The organism is Corynebacterium sp. HMSC071F07 (genome assembly GCF_001810285.1).
Lineage (GTDB): Bacteria > Actinomycetota > Actinomycetes > Mycobacteriales > Mycobacteriaceae > Corynebacterium > Corynebacterium simulans.
Genome location: NZ_KV800720.1, coordinates 106,287 through 130,822, shown reverse-complemented (window position 1 = coordinate 130,822; position 24,536 = coordinate 106,287). Strand labels below are relative to the sequence as shown.

Sequence of the window (24,536 nt, the reverse complement as noted above, 5' to 3'; positions counted from 1 at the left end):
ATCAACGCAGTCCAGCGACACGTTGGCCGGGATGCGGCCGGTGCGGAAGACGTCGATGATACCGCCGGTCTGGAAGAGCGCGGCACCCGCCTTGGAGGGACTCGCCCTGCACGTCGTCGATGCGGCCGGCGACCACGACGTCGGCTTTACCCAGAGCAATCTTGCTGCATAACCCAGATAAAGATCCAGCCCACTCTCGACTAGGTCGAGGTGGGCTGAACGATTAAACGAAGCTCATCACGGCGCACGACACCCCGCCAGACGGACGAACAAATGAGCAGGCAGCGAATGCGGTTGAATGGACGGTGTCAAGTTTTTCGTGGCTGGGTGAATTTCTTCGCATCATCAAGCGCATGCAGAAATCGCGTACATCGTGTAGGCTCACACGCAGCACTAACAGCCCGAAAGAAGAACGAGAAAGCATAAAGGAGGCGAACCGCGATGATGACCTATAACAATCAGCCGCTAGGACGCTTCTTTAAGCAACTCTTCTAACAGGCTGACTTGACCATTTCCCGGGAAAGCGGCCCTGCTTATCCCGGACGTTGGTGCCAGCCGCGCGACCCGCGCGCAAACTTATAAGTCAGCCGCCCAAGCAGGCCCTTTCTCACGAACTGCGTTACGCAAACGCAGAGAAAGGCTCTTTTATGCGCCTGCACAACTTCGCCTCCATTGTTGAAGACAAGACGGTGGCGCAGGCACAACTCGTCGCTGACCTGCCCTTCGTCTACCCACACGTGGCGCTCATGCCTGATGCCCACTTCGGCAAGGGCTCCTCGGTCGGCACCGTTTTCGGCACGCTGCGTGCCGTCATCCCGGCGGCCGTCGGCGTGGACATCGGCTGCGGCATGATTGCCGTGCGGACCCACCTTACGCACGCGGATATCCAGGACTTCGCTCTCGAGGACCTGCGCACCGCGGTCGAAGACTCCATTCCACTCTCGCCCGGAAACTACAACGGTTGGATCATGGACCCGCGCACCGAGGCCCGCACGCGCGAGCTCGCGCAGCTGGCCCAGGACACCGGCGTGGACCTTAGTCATTCGAAGCACTGGCGCCAGCAGCTAGGCAGTTTGGGCGGCGGCAACCACTTCATCGAGCTGTGTCTCGACGAAGAAGATCGCGTCTGGCTGTTCCTGCACTCCGGCTCGCGCGGCGTGGGTAACAAGATTGCACAGAAGCACATCAAAGCTGCGCAGCGCCACTGCGAGAAGCACTGGATCCAGCTCGCGGACAAGGACCTGGCCTACCTCGTCGAGGGCACGGAAGAGTTCGACTCCTACATTGCGGATCTCCACTGGGCACAGCACTTTGCGCTGCTCAATCGCGATGAGATGATGGACCGCTTCCTCGACTGCGTCGCCACCTGGTCCGGCGCGGATCGCGAGAACCTCGAGCTCGAGCGCATCAACTGCCACCACAACTACACCCAGCGCGAGAACCACTACGGTAAGAACGTGTGGCTCACGCGCAAGGGCGCCATCAAGGCGGATGAGGGCGACCGCGGTCTCATCCCCGGCTCGATGGGCACCGCCAGCTACGTCGTGGAAGGCAAGGGCTACGCGCCGGGCCTTAAGTCTGCGCCGCAGGGCGCCGGCCGCGTCATGTCGCGCACCCAGGCCAAGGCCCGCTTCACCGAGGAGGACCTTGCCGCACGCATGGAAGGCATCGTCTATCGTCCCGGCGCCGAGTTCGTCGATGAGATTCCGGACGCCTACAAGGACATCGACCGCGTGATGGCCGATGCCACCCAGCTCGTTGAGGTCAAGCACACCCTGCGCCAGATCCTCAACGTTAAGGGCACCTAATCTGCGCCATTAAGGGACCGTCACTTTGAGTGACTGTCCCTTTTGCGCTTTCCGATGCCTTTCCTGCAGCGTCGCACCAGCACGACGCTTTGCCTTATGTAAGGAAACGAAGCGCGTGACTACTAATGATTACTGCTTATTTATCGCGAAGGGCTGGAACCGCTCGGCCGGTCGGAGGTGAAAGCCGAGTATTAAACTGCGTCGAGGCGAGTTGGCGTTCAGCATCGTTGACCAACATGAAAACATCGTCAGCGAAGTAACCGAGAAGCCCGCCCACACCGATGACTTTCTTACGCAGAATGCCAGCGTCGGTGAGTGAATCGAGAGCATCTCGGGCCGTGCTTGTCGATGAAATCCCCAGCTCGGACTTCACGATGGGCACCGTGACCAAAGGCATGGCAGGTAGCTTCTTGAGCAGTTGGAACTCCGTCGAATTCGATTTCAATGCGCGCTTGCTTCCTTGCGCAGTGCGGTGGTGATTGACCTTGTCCATCCATTCTGCTTCTAGGGCGGCGACGCTATCCGCAAGTTCAGCTGCTTTGGTGGTGGCGACTTGTGCAGCCTTGACGAAGAAAGAGATCCATGCCAGCACGTCACCCTCGCGGAATTTCGTGAGTCCGTTGACGTAACGGTCACCGAGCGTTGCCAGAACCATACTGACGGGGAGAACCGTAGCATCGGTGAGCCCTCTGCGCTGCAAAAGCGCGTGAATCTTGGCTCGCCCCACGCGTCCATTCCCATCCGGGAATGGGTGGATGGTCTCGAACTGTGCATGAACCAGCGCTGCCTGAACGAGCGCGGCGTGGTCTGCCCCGTTGAAGTATTCAATGAGATCGTCGAGGAGTCCTGGGACTTGTACAGGAGGCGGGGGACAAAAGCCGCATCGATGGGGTGATAGTCAGACCCGCCAATCCAGTTTTGAGTAGTTCGTACTCCTTGCAAAGGCTTTTCTGCAACGAGCGCTGTCTGCATTGCAACAATGTCATCCAGGACCAGCTCGTCTTTGTAAGCTAAGTCTGCATTGATGGTGTCGAGGATGGCGACATTGCGGGCGACAGCTGTTGCGGATTCTTTGAAACCCCGAATTTCGGAATCTGATTCACGCGCGAGGATCGCCATGGCCACTTTGTCGGAGTTGGGAGCGATTCCCTCGATCCGGGAGGAAGCGACGGCCTCAGAACGGAGCAGGAGTCGCACAACTCCTTCAAGGGAGTGGGTATTGTCTCTCATCCCAAGATTGTGAATCTCCCGCTCGATGCGAACGATACGTCGCGAGAGCTCGGACGGAAGCTTCAACGACATGCTTGCGAGGGGATCGGGAACGAAAGCGTGATACTTACCTCCTTGTTTGGCGCGTCGAGAAAGACCACTGCCATCAGCGGGGATCCATTCCAATTCGCCTGTCTTTGCCACAGCTGACTCCTGTCATGCGCTTGGGGCATTGGAGATAAGACTTATCCCGGTAGATCGATATCCTAGTTTACCGGGATAGCTGTTATCCCGGTGGACTGCGAGCGCAATGCGCCAGATAACTCTTATCGTGAGCCACTGCTTTGCAGACGTGCGGTTGAAGGTGTCTCAGGTTGGGATCGATGGGCGCACCTACAATCCACATGAGTGGTTCGTCGCGCCGCTTCCCTTTTCCGGAAGCGGGCCTGAGCTCTATCTACTACTGGCTGGTCTGGCCAGCCAGTTAGCTAACGACTACACACTCGGGAATTCACCGTTGCTGCCCAGGCGCGCATCGGCGTCGAGGAGCATGGAGATTTCCGCGGCCTTGTCGGCGTCGACGAGGCCGTAGCCGTCAATCATCACCTTGGCGTCGGCGTGCGGCAGGCGGCGGCCGTCGATGACCTCGAAGAGCGGCGCGCGGCCCAACATGCCGGCCTCGAAGCGGGCGTGACCGGCGGCTAGGCGCTGCTCGGCACGCTCGCGCCAAGCAGCTGCAGCGTCAGTGCCGCGCTGCTTGGCGACGGCCTTCTCAAACACGCCCGGGTGCGCGTACACGATGAGCGCGCCGACGTGTCCGAAGCCCAGCGAGGTCAGCGCCGCGGCCTTCACGCTGCGGCCCGCGGCTGCCAGATCCAGCGGCGAACGCAGCCACACCAGGTTCTTCGCCTTCGGTGCGATGAGGGGATCGACACAGTCCAGCGAGACGTTGGCGGGGATGCGCCCGGTACGGAAGACATCGATGAGCCCGCCGGTCTGGAAGAGCGCGGCGCCGGCTTTGGAGTGGCCGGTGAGCGTCTTTTGCGAGATGACGAACATCGGCTGATCCGCGTCGCGCCCGATAGCTGGCCACAAGATGGAGTGCAGCTCGGACTCGTTCGGGTCGTTGGCGTTGGTGGAGGTGTCGTGCTTGGACAGCACCGTGACGTCGTTCGGGCTAAGGCCCAGCCCGCGCAGCGAGCGTGCGAGACGAGAGTTCTCTCGACCACGACCGGCGCCCAGAGCGCCGAGGCCCGGAGCCGGAATGGAGGTGTGGGCGCCGTCGCCGTAGGAAGCGGCGTGGGCGACCACGGCGAGCACCGGCAGGCCGAGCTCGGCCGCCAGCGAACCGCGCACGAGCAGAACCGTGCCGCCGCCTTCGCCTTCGAGAAAGCCGCCGCGGCGGCGGTCGTTGGCGCGGGAGATGAAGCGCTCGTCGATGCCCTGCGCGGTCATGGCGGAGGTCTGCGCCGTGGCGTTCATATCGCCAAAGCCCTGCAGTGACTCGACCTGAACGTCATCGATGCCGCCGGCGACCACGACGTCGGCTTTACCCAGCGTAATCTTGTCGACGCCCTCCTCGATGGACACCGCGGCCGTGGCGCAGGCGCCGATGGGGTGGATCATCGAGCCGTATCCGCCGACCAAGGACTGCATGGTGTGCGCTGCAATGACGTTGGGTAGGGCTTCCTGCAGGATGTCGGAGGGGCGGTCCTCGCCCAAGAAGCGGGAGACGAAGACCTTGTGCAGGGACTCCATGCCGCCGATGCCGGTTCCCTGCGTGGTGGCGACCTGGCCTGGGTGGACGGCCTGCAGGAGCTCGGCGGGGCTAAAGCCTGCCTGGGTAAAAGCATCGACGGCGGTGACCAGGTTCCACACGGCCATGCGGTCGAGGGAGTCCAGCATGTGGTCCGGGATGCCCCAGCGGGCGGCGTCGAAGTTGTCCGGCATCTGCGCGGCCACGGTGCGGGTCAGCGTGGCCTTGCGCGGCACCTTTGCGGTGGCGCCCTTGTGGCGGGTGACCTCCCACTCGCCGTCAGCCTCGCGGATGCTGGTGAACTCTGGGTCGGCTTCGGCGATGTCGCGGGCGAGTGCTTCCGAGCTGACGCTGAAGGTGATGTCGCGGTCCAAGAACACCGTGGTCAGGTCGATGGAGCCGCGGTCAACCAGGTGGTACTTATCGGTGAGCTCGCGGACGCCGGCGCGGGCCACGACCTCGTCGCGGAAGCGCTCGTAGATGTCCTCTTCTGCAATCTGTTCGTCAGTCTCGCCGACGAACCAGCCCGGCGTGGGCTCCTCGTGCCATGCGATGAGGCCGGTCATCCACGCGAGTTCGATGACACCGGCGGCGGTCAGCTCGCAGGAGCCGTCGCGCTGCAGGCCATACTCGGCCTCGAAGCGGGTGCGGCCGGAACCCCAGGAGCTCACCTCGCCGATACCGGCGATGACCACCATGTCGTCGAGGTCGGTGGTGATGTCGCCAAGTTCCTCAGCCAGCTGCGGCTGCACCGGGCGTGCCGGGGAAGGCAGTGCCTTGATGCGGGCGGTGGTGTTCTTGACGGCACTCTCTGCAGCGGACTGCGCAGCAGGCTTCTCGACCTCTAGGGAGGTCAGCGAGAAGCCTTCGAGACCGCCGGTGAGGTCTGCCTCGATCGGGCGTTCGGTGGCGCGGGCGCGGGACTCGGCGGAAGCTAGGTCTAGCAGCTCAGAGGAGATTTCCTCCGGCGACCAGACGTGGATGCCGGCCTTCTGCGCGGCTGGAACGAGGACGTCGTTGCCGCCCATGAGGTGAGTGCCTGCAACCCAGCCGATCTTGGCTTGCGCAAGGGTGACGCTGGCAGGCCAACCAGCCTCGACGTTCCACTTGGCCAGGATGGCGTCGAGCGCGGCCTTGACTTCGCCATAAGCGCCGTCGCCGCCGAAGGTACCGCGGTTGGGCGAGCCCGGCAGGACTACGTGGCACCGGGTGGGGCTCGGGGCCTTGACCGCGAGGTCAGAGAGGCCGCCGATGAGGCGCTCGACCGACCACAGCAGCAGGCGAGCCTGGGACTCCGTGGAGGAGCCGGCGTCTGCAAGCGAGCCGGAAACAGACGGTGCCGCGAATGGGAATGCCAAGGTTGGGGTGAGCGCTGGCTTGAGAATCTTCACCTCGTTGCCCACGGATTCGCGCTGCTCGGAACCGATCCACTCCACCAGGGAGTCCACGTCGCGGAAGCTGGTGAGGTTGGCCGGAACCAACCACAGGGCAGATCCCTGGCGGCCGTGCTCGGCGTAGAGGCGGCGGGCGAATTCCTTACGGGATTGGGTCACTCGCGATGCCGTCATGATGACGGTTGCGCCGCCTGCGAGGAGGCGCTCGACCACGGCGGTGGCAATGGAGCCCGGTGCGGCGCCGGTGACGAGGGCGACGTCGTCGGCGTAAGCGCCGCGTTCGGTGGACTCGGCGGCTGCGGCTATCTGCTCGAAGTGGGCAGAGTCGACAGCGGTGTTCCCCGAGCGTGCCCACCAACGGGCCTGTTCAGCCACGGTGGCGCCGGCGCCCTGGAAGACGGCAGGCTGCGCGAGCTCGTCGTCGGCTACGATCTCACCGAGTGCTACGCGGGCGAGGCGCTCGCGGGCGGTGGCCCAGGCGTCGTCGAAAAGCAAGGCGTGTGCCGCGTCGAAAGAAGGGGTGACGGACTTGAGCCAGCCGGAACCGAGTTCGGCCTCGACGGCCTCGATGACCTCGGTGTCTGGGGCGGTGGCCTCGGCAGGCTCGGCGACGTGGCCGAGCTGGGTGAGGACCTGGCGGGCCACGGTGGCGAGCACGCCGTTCTCACCGGTCACGGTCTCGGCGTAGGCCTCGAGAGCGGCGGAATCCACGACCCCGCCGGAGGCTCCACCTGCGGCAGCGCCCTTGGAGACACTGGCGCCGTGCGCATTGGCGACGCCCTGGACGGCGGCGTCGATAAGCTCGTGCGCCGCGGACTTGCTGGTGGCGCTGGACGGAACCGTGTTCAGGCTGCCGCCGCGGACGGAATCCTCGTCGCGGGAGCCGAGCAGGATTTCGGCCTCGACGTGGGCGACCCAAGACTCGGGCAGGCCCCAGGTGCCGGTGACGTACTCGGCCACCGCGGCGGGCTTGAGGCCCGCAGCGCCGAGCAGCTGGCGCAGGCGTGCGGTGACGGCCTCACCAAGGACGCTGCCGAAAGGCGCGTAGCCAGGGGCAGCGGCGTTGACCTTTTCGCGCAGCGAGGCGACGTCGGCGTCTGCGGCACCGTCGATTGCAGGCACGCCGATCTCAGCGGACATGTCCATCAGGAGCTGGTTGCGGCGCGAGGAAACGCCGTTGGTGAGCTCCTCGATGGTGTCGGAGTCGTTGATCTGGTCGATGCGGATCTTGTTCTGGAACGCGAAGAGCACCATGATGGCCTCGGCCGCGCGGAAGGTGAGCTCGGGGGCGGCACCTGCGGAAGGCGCAGCCGGGGCAGGAACTGCGGGAGCGAACTCGGCCGGGGCTGGCGCGGATTCAGCGGCTGGGGCGGCTGGAGCAGCTGGGACCGACGCGGCCTCGACAGTCGGTTCCTCTGTCTCTGAGGCGGTCTCGGGCTCTGGTGCTGCCTGGACGTCCTGGAGCATGACCTGGTCTTGGTCGCGCTCGACGTTGAATACGGGCAGGTCGCGGCCTGCCACGGACAGGGAGCGCTTGGCCAAGTTGGTTAGGGTTGGGGAGGCGGCAAGGCCGATCTCAATTAACTGATCGACCTCCTCAAAGAGCAGCTCCTGGGTCTCAATCCAGCGCACTGGGGAGGCGAATTGCCAGGACAGCAGCTCGATGAGCAGCAGGCGGGCGAGGGCCTGAGGTTCGAGAGAGGAAGCGTCGAGGCCGTCGAGCTTGCCAGAAGGAGCCATCGGGGCCACGGTGTCGACGAATTCTTGGGTCAGCTCGAACGGCACTGCCACGAGGTTCGGCACGTAGCGGCCGACCAGCGCGTCGAGGTCGAGCTCAGCCGGAAGGAGCTCGTCGAGTTTCTCCGCAAACGCGGCCACGCCATCGCGCAGCACGCGGGAGTGGAACGGGACGTCGATGCCCGGAACCATCACGGCTGCGCGTTCCTTGACAGCGTTGGCGCGGCGGACCAGCTCGCGCAGGCCGGCCTTGGTTCCAGCCACGGAGTACTGCTGACCGCGGATGTTGTAGTTGACGATTTCTAGGAACTCGCCGGTTTCTTCCGCAATGGAGGCGACGTAGGCGTCCACCTCATCACCGCTCACGCCGATCATGTTCGGACGCAGCGCGGCCATGGCGTACTCGGAATTCCCCTCCGCGTCGCGTGGAACGAGGCTTCCCATCGCGGAGCCGCGCGAGTAGACAATGTCGATGACCGCTTCGAGATCAAAGATATTGGCCAGCGAGGCCAGCGCTGTGTACTCGCCGAGGGAGTGGCCAGCGTACATCGCATTTGAGGCAACGGCGTCGTTTTCGCGCAGGCGCGCAGTCTGCGCATAAGCCACCACGGCCAGTGCTACCTGCGTGAATTGGGTGAGATGCAGCACGCCCTGCGGGTGGACGAAGGTTTCATCGTTGACGCGCAGGGAAGTGGGGTTGTCATCGATGACGTGTCGGATACTAAAGCCCAGCGCCGCACGGGTGTGCTGGTCGGCGCGGCGCCAAATCTCCCGCGCGGCCGGGGAAGCGGCGCGGTCCGTGCTGCCCATACCCTCGGCTTGGATGCCCTGACCCGGATAGATGTAGGCGGTGCGCGGCTGTGCAAGCAGCGCCTGCCCGCGGGAGACTACTTCGCCGTCGATGCGGCAGGTGACTTCGAGCGCGGCGTGGATTCCCTTGCGGCCGACGCGCTCGACGACGATGTCAATGACGTCGTGCAACTGAACCATTCCGTACATGGAATAGGTCCAGCCCACCACCTGCCCGTGGCGGGGCGCGAGGGGCTGCGCGGTGGCAGAAAGCCACATGCCATGAACCAGCGGAGCCTCGAGAGCCACGAGCTGGGCGGCGTTATAAGAAGTGTGGATGGGGTTGTAATCGCCCGAGACCAGCGCGAATGGGGTCATATCCTGCGGGGCAGTGACTACCGCGCGGTCGATAAAGGAGCGCGGGGTGGAGGTGATCTTGGTCGAGGATTTGCCGCCGCCCCACTCCGGAGCCGGCGTAGGTGCCGCGGTGCCGCTCGCGCGCCCACGGATGGCAAAGCGCTGGACTTGCGTAGCGACGATTTCGCCCGCATTTTCCGGGACGTCGGGGCCGTTGCGCAGTTCGAGCTCCACGGTCACGATTCGCCCGGAGGCGGATTCCTCGATGGAGGTGCACTGGGAGGTGACGTCGATGCGGCGGCCGTCGGCCAGCTGGGCGAGAGGAACACGCAGGTCCACGAGGTGATCTAGGTGCACGGCGTTGAGCAGGCCCTCGATGACTGGGTAGCCATCGGGCAGCAGGCCAGAGCCCAGCGCGGTGTAGATGGCCGGCCAGCAGGGGCCGACTAGCACATCGGGGGTGCCCACCGGCAGGGCCGTCTCAGCCACGGGCAGGCCCGCGCCGGTGACAGCGGTGTGCGCCTCCAAAAGAGAGGCAGGCAGGTGGAAGGAGTAGTGCGCGCGGCCGAAAGGCGCCTCCGCGTCGATGCTGTCTTCTTCGATGCGTGGCATCTCGTCGATGACGTCGCCTTGCTCGGCCACCGAGCCCACGCCGGCGAGGCCGCGCAGGAGCGCGTAGACGGCATCGGGCAGGCGCTCGTGGGAGACCACCGGCGAGCCGCCCGTGGACACATCGGCCGGCAAGTCCACAGGCACGGTGACCTCACGGACGTAGAAGGGGCGCTGGTTATCCGGCAGGTTATCCCAGTAGGAGTCGGCGTGAATAACAATTTCCCATTGGCCGGTCTCATCCTGGCGTAGCTCAAAAGCGGAGGCATCCATGTGGAAGGCCGGGTTATCCATCAAGTGGCCATGCCAGACCAGGGTGGGGGAAGCCTTGATGAATTCCGCGGCGTCAGCAACCGCGTGCAAGCGGGAGAAGAGGCGTTGTGGCTCTTCGCCTGTATCGCACAACTGTTGGGTGGTGGCGGCCTCGAAGCGCGCGAGCAGCTCCGCCACGGGCTCATCCTTGCGCGTGATTCCGGCAACCGACACGGGGCCCGGGATGATGCGCACTTGGTCGGCGGTGTAGCGCGGGTCCTGCGCCTGCCACAGCGTGTCTTTGCCAAACCACGTCTTGAGATCGCCGTCGATGGCAGGCACCCACGGCATGGGTTTTACATGTTTGTAGTGCAGCGAGATCCACCAGGCGGCGTCCCGTGGGGACACGCTTGTCGACGCCGCCTCCGGGTAGGTTTCCAGCAAAAGCTTTAAAGCGGCAGGGGCATCGTGGACGTCATCGATGCTTGGGAAAAGGGTGTCGATCTCGCCGTGATCCGCCGGGTTGAGGCGCGCCTCCACGCGGTGGAGAAGGTCGAAAAAGCGGTCATCCCAGGTGGGATCGACGAAGGGGTGGGCCAGCTCGACGAAGCGCTCCAGCCACTGGGCGTAGGTCATCTTCTCGACGTCGCCGAAGTAAGGCTTCGAGGTTTTGTTAAGGGCGGCGATGATTTCTGCGCGGTGGGCCGCGTAGTCCTCGGTGGACAGGGAAGTGATAAGGCGCGAGGCCGCGGCGAAGGAGTTGTCGAGGTCGTGGATATCGGCCAACAGGTGGGATTGGGAGGAGGCCACGCCATTGGTGCCGGTGCCGCGGCCGACCCAGCCGCCGTTGTCTTCTGGAGAAATGCCGGTGGTGTCTACCAGCAGCTCCTTGACCGAATCGGTGGCCTTGGCCTCTTTGGTGGCCATGGCGACGGTGCCGATGAAGACGGCGTCGACAGGCAGGCGCAGCTGACCGTAGCGCAGTGCCCACTTGCCAGTGAGATAGTCGGCGGCGCGCTGTGGAGTAGAGATGCCACCGCCCACTGCGAGCACTACGTTGTTGTGCTCACGGATTGCGGCGTAGGTCTCGAGCAGCATGTCATCGAGGTTGACCCAGGAGTGGTGGCCGCCGGCGTGGCCGTCCTCGACCTGCATGATTACCTGGTGTTCCGGGTAGGCGGCGGCGATGCGCAGGACGTCGCGAGTCTGCTGGGCGGTGCCGGGCTTGAAGGAGATATAGGGGAAGCCATCGCTGTGGAGCTGGTTCAGTAGCGAGCCTGCTTCCTCGACTTCTGGGATGCCGGCAGAAATGCACACGCCGTTGAATGAGGCGCCAGCCGCACGCGCCTTGGGCACGATGCGGGTTTGACCGAATTGCAGGTTCCACAGGTAACGGTCGAAGAACATGGTGTTGAACTGTGCCGTGCGGCCTGGGTTCAAGTGTTCTTCCATCACTTTAAGATGGGTGCGGAAGACCTCGTCGGAGTACATTCCGCCGCCGGCCATCTCGGTCCAGTGGCCGGCGTTTGCGGCGGCGGCCACGATCTCGCCGTCGGCGGTCGTTGGCGTCATGCCGCCCAGCATGATGGGCGAGAGACCCGTGAGATCGGAGAATCGGGTTTGGGTATAGAAACGGCCATCGGGAAGCTCCACCAGGCGGGGCGCGAAGTCGCGGTAATCAAGCGGCTCGGGCAGCTCCGTGCCCGGTGTGGCAAGGGCGTCGCGTTGCTCGGGCGTAGCAATCTCTACGATGACGCTGCCGCTGCCGGTGACCAGCGGCTCACTCAGGCGCGTTAGGGAAGCGTCGAGGCTGAGCAAAAACTCCGAGCCTTGTGCTTGCTTTTCAGCGATGTTTGCCTGGATAAGGCTCGGCCAATCGTGTTCTTCGACGAGAATTTCGCGCGCCAGGCCGTGGTCTGTGATTCCGCAGGCAGCTGCCCATTCTTCGGTGAGCTCGGCGGCGGCGTGAAGGCTGGGATGGTGGAAGGGAAGGGCCACTGGAAGCTCGGTGGCGTGGAGCTCGAGCTCGTCGCCGCCTACGGTCCGCTCTGTGAGAGTGGCGTTGTATTCATCCACTGCGCCTTCCAAGGCGGTGCGCGTGGCTGCGAGGTAGTCCGGGAACCGGATAACGCGAAGGCCCGGCGGCCGTTGACCACGGCTATGACGGCATCGCCTTGGAGGCGTTCCTCCACGAACTCGCGCGTGAGTCCGCGCAGCGCCAGCATGTGCGAGCGGGCGTCGACGCTGCCGTGGCTTGCCGACGCCGCCGTTCCCATCACTAGTGCCAAGCTCAGCGCCTCCTGCGGGTCGTGCAGCGCCAGCACTCCGAGGGAGCCTTGGGAGTGGCCGAGTGCTCTTTCCGGACGCAGGCCCAGCTGCGCGAGATGCTCCACTGCGGCGATCTGCCCGAGCACGATTCCCGGGATGGAATAGGCGGGGAAGACGTCTGCGTCCTGGACGTTGTCCTCGCCGTCTATAAGTTCCTGCAGGCGGCCGAAGACGCCGGGGCAGGTTGACGCGATTTGGCGCGCGACTGGGGCGGTGGTGGTGCGGGCGGATTCGAGGAGCTCGACCAGGCGGGTGCGAACCTGTGGCTGCGCGGCGGCCTGTGCGAGTGCCTTCTGCCAGGCAGAACCCTGGCCGGCGAAGAGGATGGTGGCGCCAGTTAGGCGGTGAAGTGGTGTCAGGGATGACAAATGCATCGGGTTATTACCTCGGAGTTTTTTGGTTGGAAGAAAAAAGAGGAGAGGAAGTAAAACCGCGTTAAAGAATAGTTAGCTATAACAAAATAAACGCGATGACGACACGGTAGCTTACATAGGCGTAAGTTTGCAGCCTTATTCGCCCAAAATGTGAGGTTTTACTCAACTTTGGGGGTGGCTGGAAGAATTACAGAAAACGCTCGGCCACAGCGCGGCGGCGGAGTTTGCCCAGGCCATCGCGGCCTAGGTCTGGAACCACGATGAACTCGCGCGGGACCTTATAGCGGGCGAGCTGGCCACGGCACCACTCGCGGAGTTCTTCCTGCGTGGGCTGCGCGGCATCCGCGGGCGCGCCGGGTTGGGCGCTGGCGAGCACGATGCAGGCTACGACGTCTTCGGAGCCGTCGGGGCGAGGGCGGCCGATAACGGCGGCGTCGGCAAGCGTAGGGTGAGAAAGCAGCACCTCTTCGACCTCGCCGGGGTAGACGTTGAAACCGCCGGTGATGATGGTCTCTTTGAGGCGGGCGCGCAGGGGGATAAAGCCATCGGCGTCCTGAGGGGCGAGGTCGCCCGTGCGCAGCCATCCGTCCTGGAAAGCGGTGCGGGTGGCCTCCGGATTGTGGAGGTAGCCGGAAAAGACCTGTGGCCCGCGCACGAGTAGCTCCCCGGTGTCGGGGTCGATGCGTACCTGCGTATCCGGCATGGGGATGCCAATGCAGCCGGCGCGGCGGTGTTCGTTCAAAGGATTGCAGGTCACAACGGGCGCGGCCTCGGTAAGCCCATAGCCTTCCACGAGGAAGCCGTGGGCTTGAGTCTCCCACTGGCCGATGGTTGCAGAGGGCAGCGTCGCGGCGCCGGAGATGGCTTGGGCGATCTTCGGAAGCTCCGGTGCGGCGTCCACAATGCGCTGATAAACCGTAGGGACCGCGGGCAGCCAGGTGGGAGGGGCTGCCGCAATTGCCGCAAGGATAAGCTCTAGGCGCGGGGCAGGCACGAGGCTAATCGACGCCCCCGTGACCACACCTACCGTCAGCGACATGGTCAGGCCATAGGAGTGGAACAGCGGCAAAACCGCCATCGCTTGTGGGTGCTCCTCCGGTAGGCACCAGTGGGCCATTTGCAGTGCGTTGGCGGCGAGGTTGCCATGAGAGAGCATGGCGCCCTTGGGGGTGCCCGTGGTGCCGGAGGTGTAGAGGATGAGTGCGAGATCGTCTTTGTTTACTTCGGCCCGTGGCGTTTGCTTCTTACCCTCGGCGAGGAAATCTTCCCAGTCTGCGTCGGCGTCGATGACGTGCTCAAGCTGCGGCAACTCGCGGAAGATGCCTACCGCCGGCCCCTGTGCGATGGCTACGCGGGCGCCATGGTGGGCCACCATCGGGGTCAGTTCATGCGTGGTGAACTGGGGATTGTGCTCCACCACGGCAGCGCCCAAGCGCAGTGCCGCATAAAAGGCAATGACGTGGGCGGGGCGGTTAGCAAGCGCCAAGGCCACGAAGTCGCCGCGCTGCACGCCGCGGGCGCTCAGTGCGCTGGCGGCCCGGTTGATCTCGGCGTCGAGCTGCGCATAAGAAAGTTCTTCGCCCATATAACGCAGCGCCACCCGCTCGGGGTGCGCGGCGATGGTCTCAGCCAGTTGGCTAAGGAGCGTGGCGTTGCCGTAGTCCAACGAGGTGGGCGTCCATTCGCCGTAGAAGCGGTGCCAGGGCTGAGAAGAAGAAAACTGCATCGCTTTTAAGCTTAGCCCTGGCTGCTATGGCGGGCCTAAACCGCTAGCTGTGGTTTCCGGACTTTAGGCGCTGCAGCAGATCCGCCTGCACTTCGCGGCGGCGAATCTTGCCTAGCTGGTCTGCGGCAAGGTGCTCGAAGTGGTAGAAGGTGCGCGGCACCTTGTAACGGGTCAGGTTTTGGCGCGCGAAGTCCTTCATGCCTTCTGGGTCGAGGGCGGCGCCGTCACGCAGGATGACACAGGCGACGACGTCCTCGGAGCCGTCTGCACGCGGGCGGCCCACCACGGCGACATCGACGACGTCGGGGTGCATGCCGATGACCTTTTCGACTTCACCAGGGTAGACGTTGAAGCCGCCGGTGATGATCATCTCCTTGATGCGGGAGACGATCTTGATGAAGCCATCGGACTCCATGACCGCCATATCGCCGGTGCAGAACCAGCCATCGTGGAAGGCCTTTTCAGTGGCTTCTGGGTTCTTGAAGTAGCCCTTGAACACCTGCGGGCCGCGCGCGAGCAGCTCGCCGGGCTCGCCGTCTGGCATGGTCTCGTCAAGGTTGTCCGGGTTAGCGATACGGATTTCGGTATCGGGGAAGGGGATGCCGATGTAGCCGGGGCGTCGTGAATTGTTCATCGGATTGCCGGTAAGGACCGGGGAAGTCTCGGTGAGGCCGTAGCCTTCAACCAATAGGCCGCCGCTCAAAGACTCCCACTTCTCAACGGTCTCCGGCGGCAGCGCGGCGGCGCCCGATAGCGAGTTGTGTACGCCGGTGATGTCGACGTTGTTGGCTTCTGCAGCTTCGATGATCTTGGAATACAAGGTGGGCACGCCAGGCAGCCAGGTAGGCCGGTGCTTTTTCATGATGTCCATGATGAGCGGGATCTTTGGTGCCGGGGTGAGTACGAGCTCGCCGCCGACGTAGACGCCGAGTGCTGCGAGGAGTGTGAGGCCGTAGATGTGGAACATTGGCAGAGCGGCCAGCATGCGCTCGGGTTTATTGCCAAACTCGGGCACCCAGGCCACACCTTGTTTCACGTTGGCGCAGATATTCGCGTGGGTGATTTCCGCGCCCTTCGGTGTACCCGTGGTGCCGGAGGTGTACAGGATGATGGCGGTGTCTTCGGGGTGAATTTCGTCGTCGGCAAGCTTGGTGCCATCGCCGCCGATTGCGGTGCCGGTCAGGGTGCTCCACGGCACGGTGTTGGGCGCTGGGGCGGTGAGCTGCTCGCGCTGCTCCGTGATGGGTGGGATAGGAATGCGCAGGAGCAGCTGCTTGCTGCGCGGCATGGCCTCGGTCATGTTGACGGAGATGATCGTCTCAAGCGGGGTGGTTTCGCGCAGCTGCTCGAAGGTGGCGGTCATCTTGTCCCAGACAATGGCCACGCGGGCGGCGTGATCCTGGAAAAGGCCCTCGAGCTCGTGGGCGGTGTAGAGCGGATTGTGCTCGACGACGATCGCGCCTAACTTGAGCACCGCATAAAAGGCCGCGATGTGCTGTGGGCAGTTAGGAAGCGCCATGGCCACGCGATCGCCGGGGCGGATACCAAAGGCCTTAAGCCCGGCCGCTGCGGCGCGAACCTGGACATCTAGCTCGTGGTAGCTTTGTTGGCGTCCAAAGAACCAGGTAGCCGGCCAAGTTCCGTGCTTGGCAAGGTTCTCGTTGTAGATATCAAGCAGGGTCTGTTCGCCGTAGTCGAGGTGGTGGTTGGTCCACTCGGCGTAGCTGGCAAGCCAGGCTTTGGACTCGTATGCAGATGGCTGGGTATCCGACATGACGTCACTCCTTTGGGGTGGCAAACAGTTTTGTTTCGGACATTATAACCATTTTGTGAACTAAATACTTCTGCCTGCCAAACTTTTGCGATGGGGTAGTTGCCGTTTCTCCTTAGCTCGCCGTGTTTGTGGTCCGCTAGAATTCACATTTGTACTCATAGTTCTTGCAGGAACCGAGACGGGGAAGCGGTGAGTGTTTCGTGGTTGCTTTACTTTTCACGGCTGCGGGAATCTACGGCCTCGTTGTAGTGGCGGGCGCGGTTGGTGCTGATTCCGTGGGGTTTGTTGTCACGGTAACGCTCATGGGGTTTGGCTTTGCGCTGTTCGTCGGTGGCTCACTGGAGCGCTATCTTCCGGCCTCGTTGTGGCGCCGATTCTCTCTTTCACGTGCTGCCAGCCGACGTTGGGGCGTGGATTGCTTCAACGCCTTTCTCTGGCGAATCGGTTGGAACAAGCACATAGTCGCAATGCGAAAGCGCGAATCGGATGGCAATGAGAAAGGTCCGATCCTGCGGCACGTCCGCGCCTCTGCGGTTGGGCATTCGTGGTCGGTGCTGCTTCATGTAGCCAGTGCGATTTGGGCGGTTACCGCCGACGGCTGGCTGGCAGCGGTAGTCCTCCTAATGATCGGGATAATTGGCCATGTTTACCCGGTCCTATTGCAGATCCGCGTTATGACGCGGTTGAGGGATTAGTCGTTTCAGGCTGTTGCTGCTCTTTTTGGTCCCGTGCAAAAGTTCCCTTTCAAAGGGTTGTATGTCGAGTAGAAGCTCGTCAGAAAACGGCCAAAAGCTCTTTTTGCCCGGCGATGGGAGCTGAGCAAAAAGAGCTTTTGAAGGGGAGCTTTTGGAAGGGACCGGGAAGTCGAGCCGGAAGCAGCGGCTACTGCCCAGCCTTCTCTTTTTCCAGGCGCTCGAGCAGATCGGCCTGGACCTCGCGGCGGCGAATCTTGCCCATCTGGTCCTTGGCCAGTTCCTCGAAGTGGTAGAAGGTACGCGGCACCTTGTAGCGGGTGAGCCGCTCGCGGCAGAATTCCTTCAAACCTTCAGGGTCGAGCGCCACGCCGTTGGCCAAGTCGATGCAGGCCACGACGTCCTCAGAGCCGTCGGAGCGCGGGCGGCCGACAACCGCGACGTCGTCAATCGCCGGGTGTGTACGCAGTACCTCTTCGACCTCACCTGGATAGACGTTGAAGCCGCCGGTGATGATGATTTCCTTGATACGCGAAACCAGGCGGATGAAGCCGTCTTCTTCCATGATGCCCATGTCGCCGGTGCGGAACCAGCCGTCGTGGAAGGCAGCCTCGGTGGCCTCAGGGTTGTTGAGGTAGCCCTTGAATATTTGGTGGCCGCGGGCGAGGACCTCACCCTCGACGCCGTCGGGCTGGGTTTCGTCTAGGTTGTCCGGGTTTGCGATGCGGATCTCGGTATCCGGGAACGGGATGCCCACGTAACCTGGGCGGCGATCGGTGCTCATCGGGTTGCCCACGATGATGGGGGAGCACTCGGTTAGGCCATAGCCTTCAACCAGCAGGCCGCCGGTGTATTCTTCCCACTTTTCCACGGTATCGACAGGCAGGGTGGAAGCGCCGGAGAAAGCCGCGCGCACGCCCTTGATGTCAATGTTGTCTTCCTCAGCTGCCTTCACGATGCGCTCGTAGAGGGTCGGCACGCCCGGAATCCACGTCGGGGTGTGCTTCTTCATCAAGTCCATGATGAGGGAGATGTCCGGCTTCGGGATGATGACCAGCTCGCCACCGATGAGCGGCTGCAGGATGACGTTCATGACCAGGCCATAAGCGTGGAAAAACGGCAGCGCACACAGCATGCGCTCTGGCTTATCGCCCAGGCCAGGGACCCAGTGCTTGCCCTGCAGAATCACGGCAAAGAAGTTGCCGTGGGAAAGCTGCGCGCCCTTTGGCTGCCCCGTGGTGCCGGAGGTGTACATGATGACCGCCACGGTGTCCTTGGTGACGTCCTCCGGTGTCTTGACGTCGCGGCCGTCGCCGCCAATCGCGTTGCCGATGAGGCTATCCCAGGTCACGGTGTTCTTTGCGTGGGCAGAAAGCTGCTCGCGCTTGGACTTTAGAAATGGCAGGTACTTCAGTGCCAGCTTCTGTGTCGTTGGCATCGCATCGATCATGTTGATGGAGATGACCGTCTCAAGGTTCGTGGTGCCGCGCAGCTTCTCCAGGGTCGAAGCCGTCTTGTCCCAGGCAATCGCGATGCGGGCGCCGTGGTCTTTGAACAACCCCTCCAGCTCGTGCGCAGTGTAGAGCGGGTTGTGCAGCACGGCGATGGCGCCGAGCTTCAGGATGGCGTAGAAGGCCGCAACGTACTGCGGGCAGTTCGGGGCGACGATGGCCACTTTGTCACCTGGGCGCACTCCAAATGCCCGGAGGCCGGCGGCCGCGCGGCGAACTTGGCGGTCGAGCTCAGCAAAAGTCTGGGTCTTGCCAAAGAAGTACGTCGCGGGCTTATCCGGGTTGATTGCCAGATTGTTGTCGTAAATGTCGAGGAGAGTGGTGTCTCCGTAGTCAAGGTGGTGTGGTGTCCACTCTGGGTAGAACTGGAGCCACTCCTTGTTGTCGATTGCCGACATGGGGAATTCAGCACCTTTCGGTTACGTAAGTTTTAGCACGGGCCAGTATAGCCATGAATAGGGAACGCTAGACTGTGTGGATATGCGCATCGCGATGATTTCTCTGCATACTTCCCTATCGAGCAGCCCGGTTCCGGCGATGCCGGCGGCATGAATGTCTACGTTCTTAATATCGCGCGGCAGCTGGCTAAGCAGGGAGTAGAGGTCGATGTCTTTACCCGTGCTACCCGGCCTAGCCAGGGGGAAGTCGTCGAGGTTGAAGAGCGCCTCCGGGTTATCAATATCGTGGCCGGCCCGTATGAGGGCCTTGATAAGGAAGACCTTCCCACGCAGATGATCGCCTTTGCCGGTGGCCTGGTGCAGTTCGTGAAATGCTTTGGGCTGGAATATGACCTTATTCATACGCACTACTGGCTCTCCGGCCAGGTGGGCTGGCTGCTGCGCGATCTGTGGGGCGTGCCGCTGGTGCACACTGCTCACACTTTGGCGGCGGTAAAGAATGCCCACCGCACCGCGGACGATACGCGTGAATCGGAAGCGCGCCGCATCTGCGAGCAGCAGTTGGTCGATAACGCTGACCTGCTCGTTGTGAACACGAAGCAGGAGGCGCAGGATTTGGTCGAGCATTACGACGCCGACCCTTCCCACATCAAGGTGGTCTCGCCCGGCGCTGACGTTGAGCTGTTTACTCCGGGCACCAACCGCAACACAGAGCGTTCGCGCCGCGAGCTGGGCATTCCGATTCACACCAAGGTCGTGGCCTTCGTGGGCCGCCTGCAGAAGTTCAAGGGCCCGGAGGTTCTCATTCGTGCAACCGCTGAGCTCATTGAGCGCGATCCTTATCGCAATATCCGCGTGCTGTTCTGCGGTGGCCCATCGGGGGTGAACTCGACGCCGGAATACTACCAGAACCTGGTGCACAAGCTGGGGCTTTCCAAGCACGTGCGCTTTCTAAGCCCGCGTCCGCCGGAGGAACTGGTCTCCATTTACCGCGCGGCCGATCTGGTGGCGGTGCCCAGCTACAACGAGTCCTTCGGGTTGGTGGCTTTGGAGGCACAGGCCTCCGGTACCCCCGTCATCGCTGCGCGCGTGGGTGGCCTGTCCATCGCTGTGGCAGATGGAAAGACCGGCGAGCTCGTCGACGGCCACTTCCCCGAGGCTTGGGCGGATGCCTTGGAGCACTTGCTTGACGACGACCCGCTGCGCATCAGCATGGGCGAAGCCGCCGTCAGCCACGCCGCGAAGTTCAGCTGGGCTGAATCCGCCAACGTTCTTGCCCGGATCTACGAGGAAGCCCTGCACATCGAGGTCCCGGATTGCCATGCGCGCCGGGCAATTGGTTACTAAGTAGCGGGAGAAAAGACTTGATGTCTAAAGGCATGACTTTTCTGCGCACTCTCCGCTTAGGCGATGTGCTGCTTGCGGGCTTGGCCGTGTTACTGGCGCTCTTGTACACCCTGGTACCGGGGCCGCTGCCTATGGAGATCCACATCGTGCAAGCTGTGGTTTCGTGGGCCTTTGTCCCGTTCTTTCTCATTTGGCGGTCGCGGCCTGTCATTGCTCCGGTAGGGATGATTTTCTGTCTAGGGGCATGGGCAATTACCTGGATGCTGGCGCTCCCGACGAATTCTGGATTCTCTCCGTGGTTGGTTGCTGCTCCTTTAGCTGTTTATTCTTCTGCGCGTTTATGTGAAGAACGGTGGATTCCAAAGGCTATTCTCGGCGCAACGTTCGCTGGCACTTTCGCTTCGCCGTTCATGTGGAAGCTGCAACCAGACCTGACCGAGCGATACCGAAGCGGAACGGATTTTCTATTTACTTTCCTTTTCCACTGGCTACTTTTGTTACTCGTTTATGTAGTTGCGGTGCGTTTGCGTGACAAGGAGGTGGAACGGCAGGCGCGACAGCGTGAAGCTCAGGAAGAAGAGCGGCTTCTTATCGCGCGTGAACTACATGACGTACTAGCTCATTCGTTGACCCTCATCAAAGTTCAAGCAAATGCTGGTCTTGTTGCTTCGGGGACATCGGAGGAAGCATTGCGAACTATCCGAACTGAAGCGGACGGAGCGCTCGCGGAGGTGCGTTCAATTGTGTCCTCGCTACGGGCGCCGACAACGCGCGAGCCATCTCGCCAACTATCCGATATTCCCAAGGTCGTGGAAGGTTTTCGCGCTGCAGGCCTTGATATCAGCGCAGATTTACCGAATACCCCGGTGACTCTTCCTGCGCTAACCCAATTGGCTTTGGTCCGGATTATCACGGAGGCACTGACTAATGTGCTTCGCCACCAAGGGACAGGGGCGACAGTTCGCCTGAAACTTTCTGATTCTGCTGCGCTGAGTGTTGAGTCATGGGGTAGACCACAAGGAGAGACATCAGGAGCCGGTGTAGGTTTGGTGGGAATCGCCGAAAGGGCTACAGCATTGGGTGGCTGGGTGCGTACCTCCGGAGACGCTCGGCACTTCCTAGTGGAAGCACAATTTCCGCAGAGGACAACATAATGATTCGAGTACTTCTTGCTGATGACCAGCCGCTGCTGCGCAGTGCGTTGGAAACCATTCTTAATGCCGCAGGGGACATTAAGGTCGTTGCCGCGGTCGGTGATGGGCAAGCAGCCGTCGAGGCTGCAGCTGCGCATTCGCTCGATATTGCGATTCTTGATATTCGGATGCCAGGGATGGATGGAATAGCTGCTGCAAGTGCCCTCTTGGCAAGGAACCCGTCACTTAGGGTGATCATGCTAACGACGTTTAATGAAGAGGAGCTGGTTCGTTCTGCGTTGCTCGCGGGAGTCCATGGTTTTCTTCTCAAAGATTCAGACCCGGAGGTGCTTTTAGGCGCTGTTCGTGCGGTTCATGCAGGAGAAGCCGTCCTAGCAAGCGGAGTGACCGGAACGGTTTTGGAGGGCTATCGCGCAGCGATTGCTGGACGAGCCGAACTATCAGCAGCGCAAAGGCAAGGGCTTGCATTGGTGACTCGACGCGAGTTGGAAGTGCTGCGGCTGATCACTAGTGGCGCGACTAACCGGGAAATTGCCCAAGAACTCGTCCTCGCTGAGACCACCGTAAAGACGCACGTTTCCTCGCTCATGTCGAAGCTGCAAGCTAGGGACCGTGTGGCTTTGGTGTTGCTAGGCCAAAAAGTCCTACTGCAGTAGGAGAACTTCCGGCCAAGGTTGGTTCTGCTGGGGGATACAGGAAAGAAGCTACGGCGACATACTTCTTTCATGTCCTCATCACTTAGCTTGTCACGTGTCACCAAGTCGTTCGGGAACCAGCGAGTCCTCAACGACGTCTCGCTTTCAGTAACTCCTGGACGAGTACATGCTTTGCTTGGGCGAAACGGCGCGGGAAAGTCCACCCTGATGTCGATTTTGTTGGGACTTTCATCTGCAGATTCGGGAACAATCGGTAAGCTGCCCACGGTCGGTGCGTCCTTGAATGGGCCAGCTTTCTACGGCCACCTCAGCGCACGGAATAACCTCCTTGTGCACACAAGATTGCTTGGTCTGCCCGCGGAGGAGGCCGATCGGGCTCTTGCTGTGGTTGGGCTGGTGGACGTCGGTGGCAAGAAAGCCAAGAGTTTTTCCACCGGAATGAAAGCTAGGTTGGCCCTAGGACAAGCGATTCTCGGCGACCCCGAAGTGCTCGTACTTGATGAGCCGCAAAATGGCCTTGACCCGCAAGGAATTAGTGAGCTGCGTGAGCTGCTGCGTGACTGGGCTGCGCGAGGCGGCACGGTTCTAGTTAGTTCTCACCAACTTGGGGAAGTACTTCATCTCGCAGATGACATTTCTGTGCTTGCACAAGGTGAAATCGTTTATTCGGGGCCTCTGCGTGATTTGGCTCCGGAAGGAAACTTGGAAGAAGAGTTCTTCCGCCTCACCGCAGGGGGACGCAATGTTTAGGCGTCAGCTTCATACCGAGCTGTTGCGCGCTCGCGGTACTTCGTTGGTGTGGTTGCCTTTGATAGCCGTGCCTTTGGTCCTTCTGACATATAACCTTTCTCGCCTTGCATCTCCTGCCACCGATGCGACGGGCGTACTCATGTGGCAATCAATGTATGTCACCGGGATGGCGGCTCCACTTGTTGCAATGTTTGCTGCAGCTGCGGAGGCACGGGAGAAGCGTGCTCGGTTTGGCGGGACGCATATGCGTTTGGCGGGGCTTCCGAAGGTGCAAAGGACGCGATTCTTAAATGCCGAAAGGTTGGCCCGCCTCCTCGTTGTCCTCCTCAGCATCGCTGTATTTCATGTAATTAATTTCGGCGGAAGTTGGTTGGCCGTCTATTCGCGCGAGAATAGCTCACGCATTCTCGCTGTCGGTGTGCTGTGCTTTGTCGGCTCGATTGGTATTGCTGGATTGGCAGCAGCAGTAGCACGCCTGACCAACTTGGTAGTGACACTCGTAGTGTTTGTTATCTGGCAACTATTCTTTGCTCTAAATCCCGTCGTGGAAGCCGACAATTGGTGGATGTGCCCGCCAGCATGGCCGGTGCGAGCTGTATTGCCGATTATGGGTATTCACCGAAACTCCGTTCCACTTGAGCCGGGTGCGTCTTTGGCAGCTGAGAAACCATGGAACGCATTAGCTTTGTGCGTTCTTCTTGCTCTGGTGGGAATTGCAGCAGCGCTCTGGGCACCAGATAGCTGGCACCCACGGCTAGTCCGACGCTCGAAAGCGACAGCAAACGAACCTGGGGTGGGGTGGAAGCCCGCTGTGGTTACAAGGGATTGTGCACAACGGCCACGGCCATTTTTAGCGCTTTGCTTTGCGGCTACGGCACCAGCGCTAGTGGCCTGCATGGTTCTTAGCGCAACGCTGCTGGTGTTTACCGCTTTGCTGTACCCGGCCTCTTATGTCCATGGCCTGTTCGTGTTCGGCATTTTGCCCATCGGATCGGGGCTTGCACCCGTGCTGGGATGGGCTGCACTGCGCGATAGTTGGCCGTTGATGTTGCTCGAATATCGAGGGTGCCGAAGCACCTTGATCTACTGGTTAATCAGCGTGGTCGCTGTAATGTCAGCATGCAGCTTGCTTGCTGGGCTCATTGCTGGCGGTGCGCTTGGCGATGAGCTTCGCCGCCTCGTGCTCAGCATCGCAGTGGGCACCATTATCGCTTTGGCAAGCTTGCTATTAAATGCCCGATTCGGGAGCACGTTCACGCTTGCTCTGAGCATCGTGTTTGCGATCATTTCGCTTACGTTGGGCGGAGATGTCCTAGCGAATACTCCATTGTGGACTGTAGCCTTTAGCGCTTGGCCGGAGACGGTCACGAATATCGGCCGAATGACAGTAGCGATACCCGTGATTGTGGTAGCGCTCGCATCCCTTTGTTTCTGCTGGCAGAAGAAGGCTCCCATGGTCGGGAGCTCGGATTCTTAACTCGCGAGTGACTTCGTCCAGGAAGTCCACCAGAACTTCGGCTCAATGCCCAGCTTCGCGTTGATGGCGAGCATGCGCTCGTTGCTCAGCGCGTTGTAGGTGGTGACACGCTTTAAGCGTGGGTAGCGGGCAGCGGCTTCGCCCCAGAGCGCCTGCTTGACCAGCATGCCCCAGCCACGGCCACGGGCGCGGCGGTGGGTGATGGTCAGCTCTTGCTTGGCTACTTCGGGGTGTGAGGGATCGAGGAGCAGCACGGAGAGGGCGGCGATGCCTTCTTCATCGATGAGAACCGCATTGGCCGTGACCGTCTTGGAGCGAGCATGGTGCTTTGCGGCTTCCTGCAGCATTTCTTCGGTCCACTCGCGCTCGATGGGGCCTTCGGCGGTGGGGACGTCGAGGTCAGCAATTGAGAGGATCTCAAGGAAAGAGTCGGTGTGG

Annotated in this window: 9 protein-coding genes and 4 pseudogenes; 7 read left to right on the top strand and 6 right to left on the bottom strand. The window is 61.8% G+C overall.

All coding sequences use genetic code 11. The annotated features are described in order from the left end of the window. Window positions 1-647: 647 nt before the first annotated feature. Window positions 648-1,808, top strand: a complete 1,161-nt coding sequence (locus HMPREF2724_RS11925; protein ID WP_070588694.1) for an RtcB family protein — start codon at window positions 648-650, stop codon at window positions 1,806-1,808. Window positions 1,809-1,944: 136 nt separating this feature from the next. Here the strand turns inward: HMPREF2724_RS11925 and HMPREF2724_RS11920 are convergent. The 4 genes and pseudogenes from HMPREF2724_RS11920 to HMPREF2724_RS11905 all read right to left on the bottom strand — a co-directional run bounded on the left by HMPREF2724_RS11920 (window position 1,945) and on the right by HMPREF2724_RS11905 (window position 16,113). After that, window positions 1,945-3,221 (bottom strand): annotated as a pseudogene (locus HMPREF2724_RS11920) (Fic family protein). Between the two features lie 291 nt (window positions 3,222-3,512). Next, a pseudogene (locus HMPREF2724_RS11915) lies at window positions 3,513-12,613 on the bottom strand (fatty acid synthase subunit beta domain-containing protein). Between the two features lie 187 nt (window positions 12,614-12,800). Then, window positions 12,801-14,339 (bottom strand): AMP-binding protein, encoded by a 1,539-nt coding sequence (locus HMPREF2724_RS11910; protein WP_070588692.1) that lies wholly within the window; start codon window positions 14,337-14,339, stop codon window positions 12,801-12,803. A gap of 43 nt (window positions 14,340-14,382) precedes the next feature. Next, a complete protein-coding gene (locus HMPREF2724_RS11905; protein WP_070588690.1) occupies window positions 14,383-16,113 on the bottom strand; it encodes a long-chain-fatty-acid--CoA ligase in 1,731 nt (576 codons plus the stop codon). A 200-nt stretch (window positions 16,114-16,313) separates the two neighbouring features. On the opposite strand from HMPREF2724_RS11905, the gene HMPREF2724_RS11900 reads away from it, so the two are divergent. Beyond that, entirely contained in the window at window positions 16,314-16,808 is a 495-nt protein-coding gene (locus HMPREF2724_RS11900) for a glycosyl-4,4'-diaponeurosporenoate acyltransferase CrtO family protein (RefSeq protein ID WP_062036051.1), read from the top strand. 187 nt (window positions 16,809-16,995) lie between these two features. Here HMPREF2724_RS11900 and HMPREF2724_RS11895 read toward each other — a convergent pair whose 3' ends face one another. Beyond that, window positions 16,996-18,714 (bottom strand): long-chain-fatty-acid--CoA ligase, encoded by a 1,719-nt coding sequence (locus tag HMPREF2724_RS11895; protein ID WP_070588685.1) that lies wholly within the window; start codon window positions 18,712-18,714, stop codon window positions 16,996-16,998. Window positions 18,715-18,796: 82 nt separating this feature from the next. Here HMPREF2724_RS11895 and mshA point away from each other — a divergent pair. The 5 genes and pseudogenes from mshA (at window position 18,797) to HMPREF2724_RS11870 (ending at window position 24,098) form a co-directional block, all read left to right on the top strand. Continuing rightward, a pseudogene (mshA, locus tag HMPREF2724_RS11890) lies at window positions 18,797-20,061 on the top strand (D-inositol-3-phosphate glycosyltransferase). 20 nt (window positions 20,062-20,081) lie between these two features. Continuing rightward, entirely contained in the window at window positions 20,082-21,215 is a 1,134-nt protein-coding gene (locus HMPREF2724_RS11885) for a sensor histidine kinase (RefSeq protein ID WP_082778540.1), read from the top strand. Continuing rightward, window positions 21,215-21,871, top strand: a complete 657-nt coding sequence (locus tag HMPREF2724_RS11880) for a response regulator (protein ID WP_061920336.1) — start codon at window positions 21,215-21,217, stop codon at window positions 21,869-21,871. The genes HMPREF2724_RS11885 and HMPREF2724_RS11880 overlap by 1 nt, the downstream gene beginning before the upstream one ends. Window positions 21,872-21,940: 69 nt before the next feature. Then, on the top strand, window positions 21,941-22,621 hold the full coding sequence (locus HMPREF2724_RS11875; RefSeq protein ID WP_061920338.1) for an ATP-binding cassette domain-containing protein: 681 nt from the start codon (window positions 21,941-21,943) through the stop codon (window positions 22,619-22,621). A gap of 187 nt (window positions 22,622-22,808) precedes the next feature. Then, on the top strand, window positions 22,809-24,098 hold the full coding sequence (locus tag HMPREF2724_RS11870; RefSeq protein ID WP_141748390.1) for an ABC-2 family transporter permease: 1,290 nt from the start codon (window positions 22,809-22,811) through the stop codon (window positions 24,096-24,098). Here HMPREF2724_RS11870 and HMPREF2724_RS11865 read toward each other — a convergent pair. Beyond that, window positions 24,095-24,536, bottom strand: a pseudogene (locus HMPREF2724_RS11865) (hypothetical protein); the annotation flags it as partial. The gene HMPREF2724_RS11870 and the pseudogene HMPREF2724_RS11865 sit on opposite strands and share 4 nt — an antisense overlap.

Bases quoted from the DNA above. Each gene is read 5' to 3' on its own strand.
- HMPREF2724_RS11895 (WP_070588685.1), bottom strand. From the start codon at position 18,714: ATGTCGGCAATCGACAACAAGGAGTGGCTCCAGTTCTACCCAGAGTGG.
- HMPREF2724_RS11885 (WP_082778540.1), top strand. From the start codon at position 20,082: ATGTCTAAAGGCATGACTTTTCTGCGCACTCTCCGCTTAGGCGATGTG.
- HMPREF2724_RS11925 (WP_070588694.1), top strand. From the start codon at position 648: ATGCGCCTGCACAACTTCGCCTCCATTGTTGAAGACAAGACGGTGGCG.
- HMPREF2724_RS11905 (WP_070588690.1), bottom strand. From the start codon at position 16,113: ATGTCGGATACCCAGCCATCTGCATACGAGTCCAAAGCCTGGCTTGCC.
- HMPREF2724_RS11910 (WP_070588692.1), bottom strand. From the start codon at position 14,339: ATGCAGTTTTCTTCTTCTCAGCCCTGGCACCGCTTCTACGGCGAATGG.
- HMPREF2724_RS11870 (WP_141748390.1), top strand. From the start codon at position 22,809: ATGTTTGCTGCAGCTGCGGAGGCACGGGAGAAGCGTGCTCGGTTTGGC.
- HMPREF2724_RS11880 (WP_061920336.1), top strand. From the start codon at position 21,215: ATGATTCGAGTACTTCTTGCTGATGACCAGCCGCTGCTGCGCAGTGCG.
- HMPREF2724_RS11875 (WP_061920338.1), top strand. From the start codon at position 21,941: ATGTCCTCATCACTTAGCTTGTCACGTGTCACCAAGTCGTTCGGGAAC.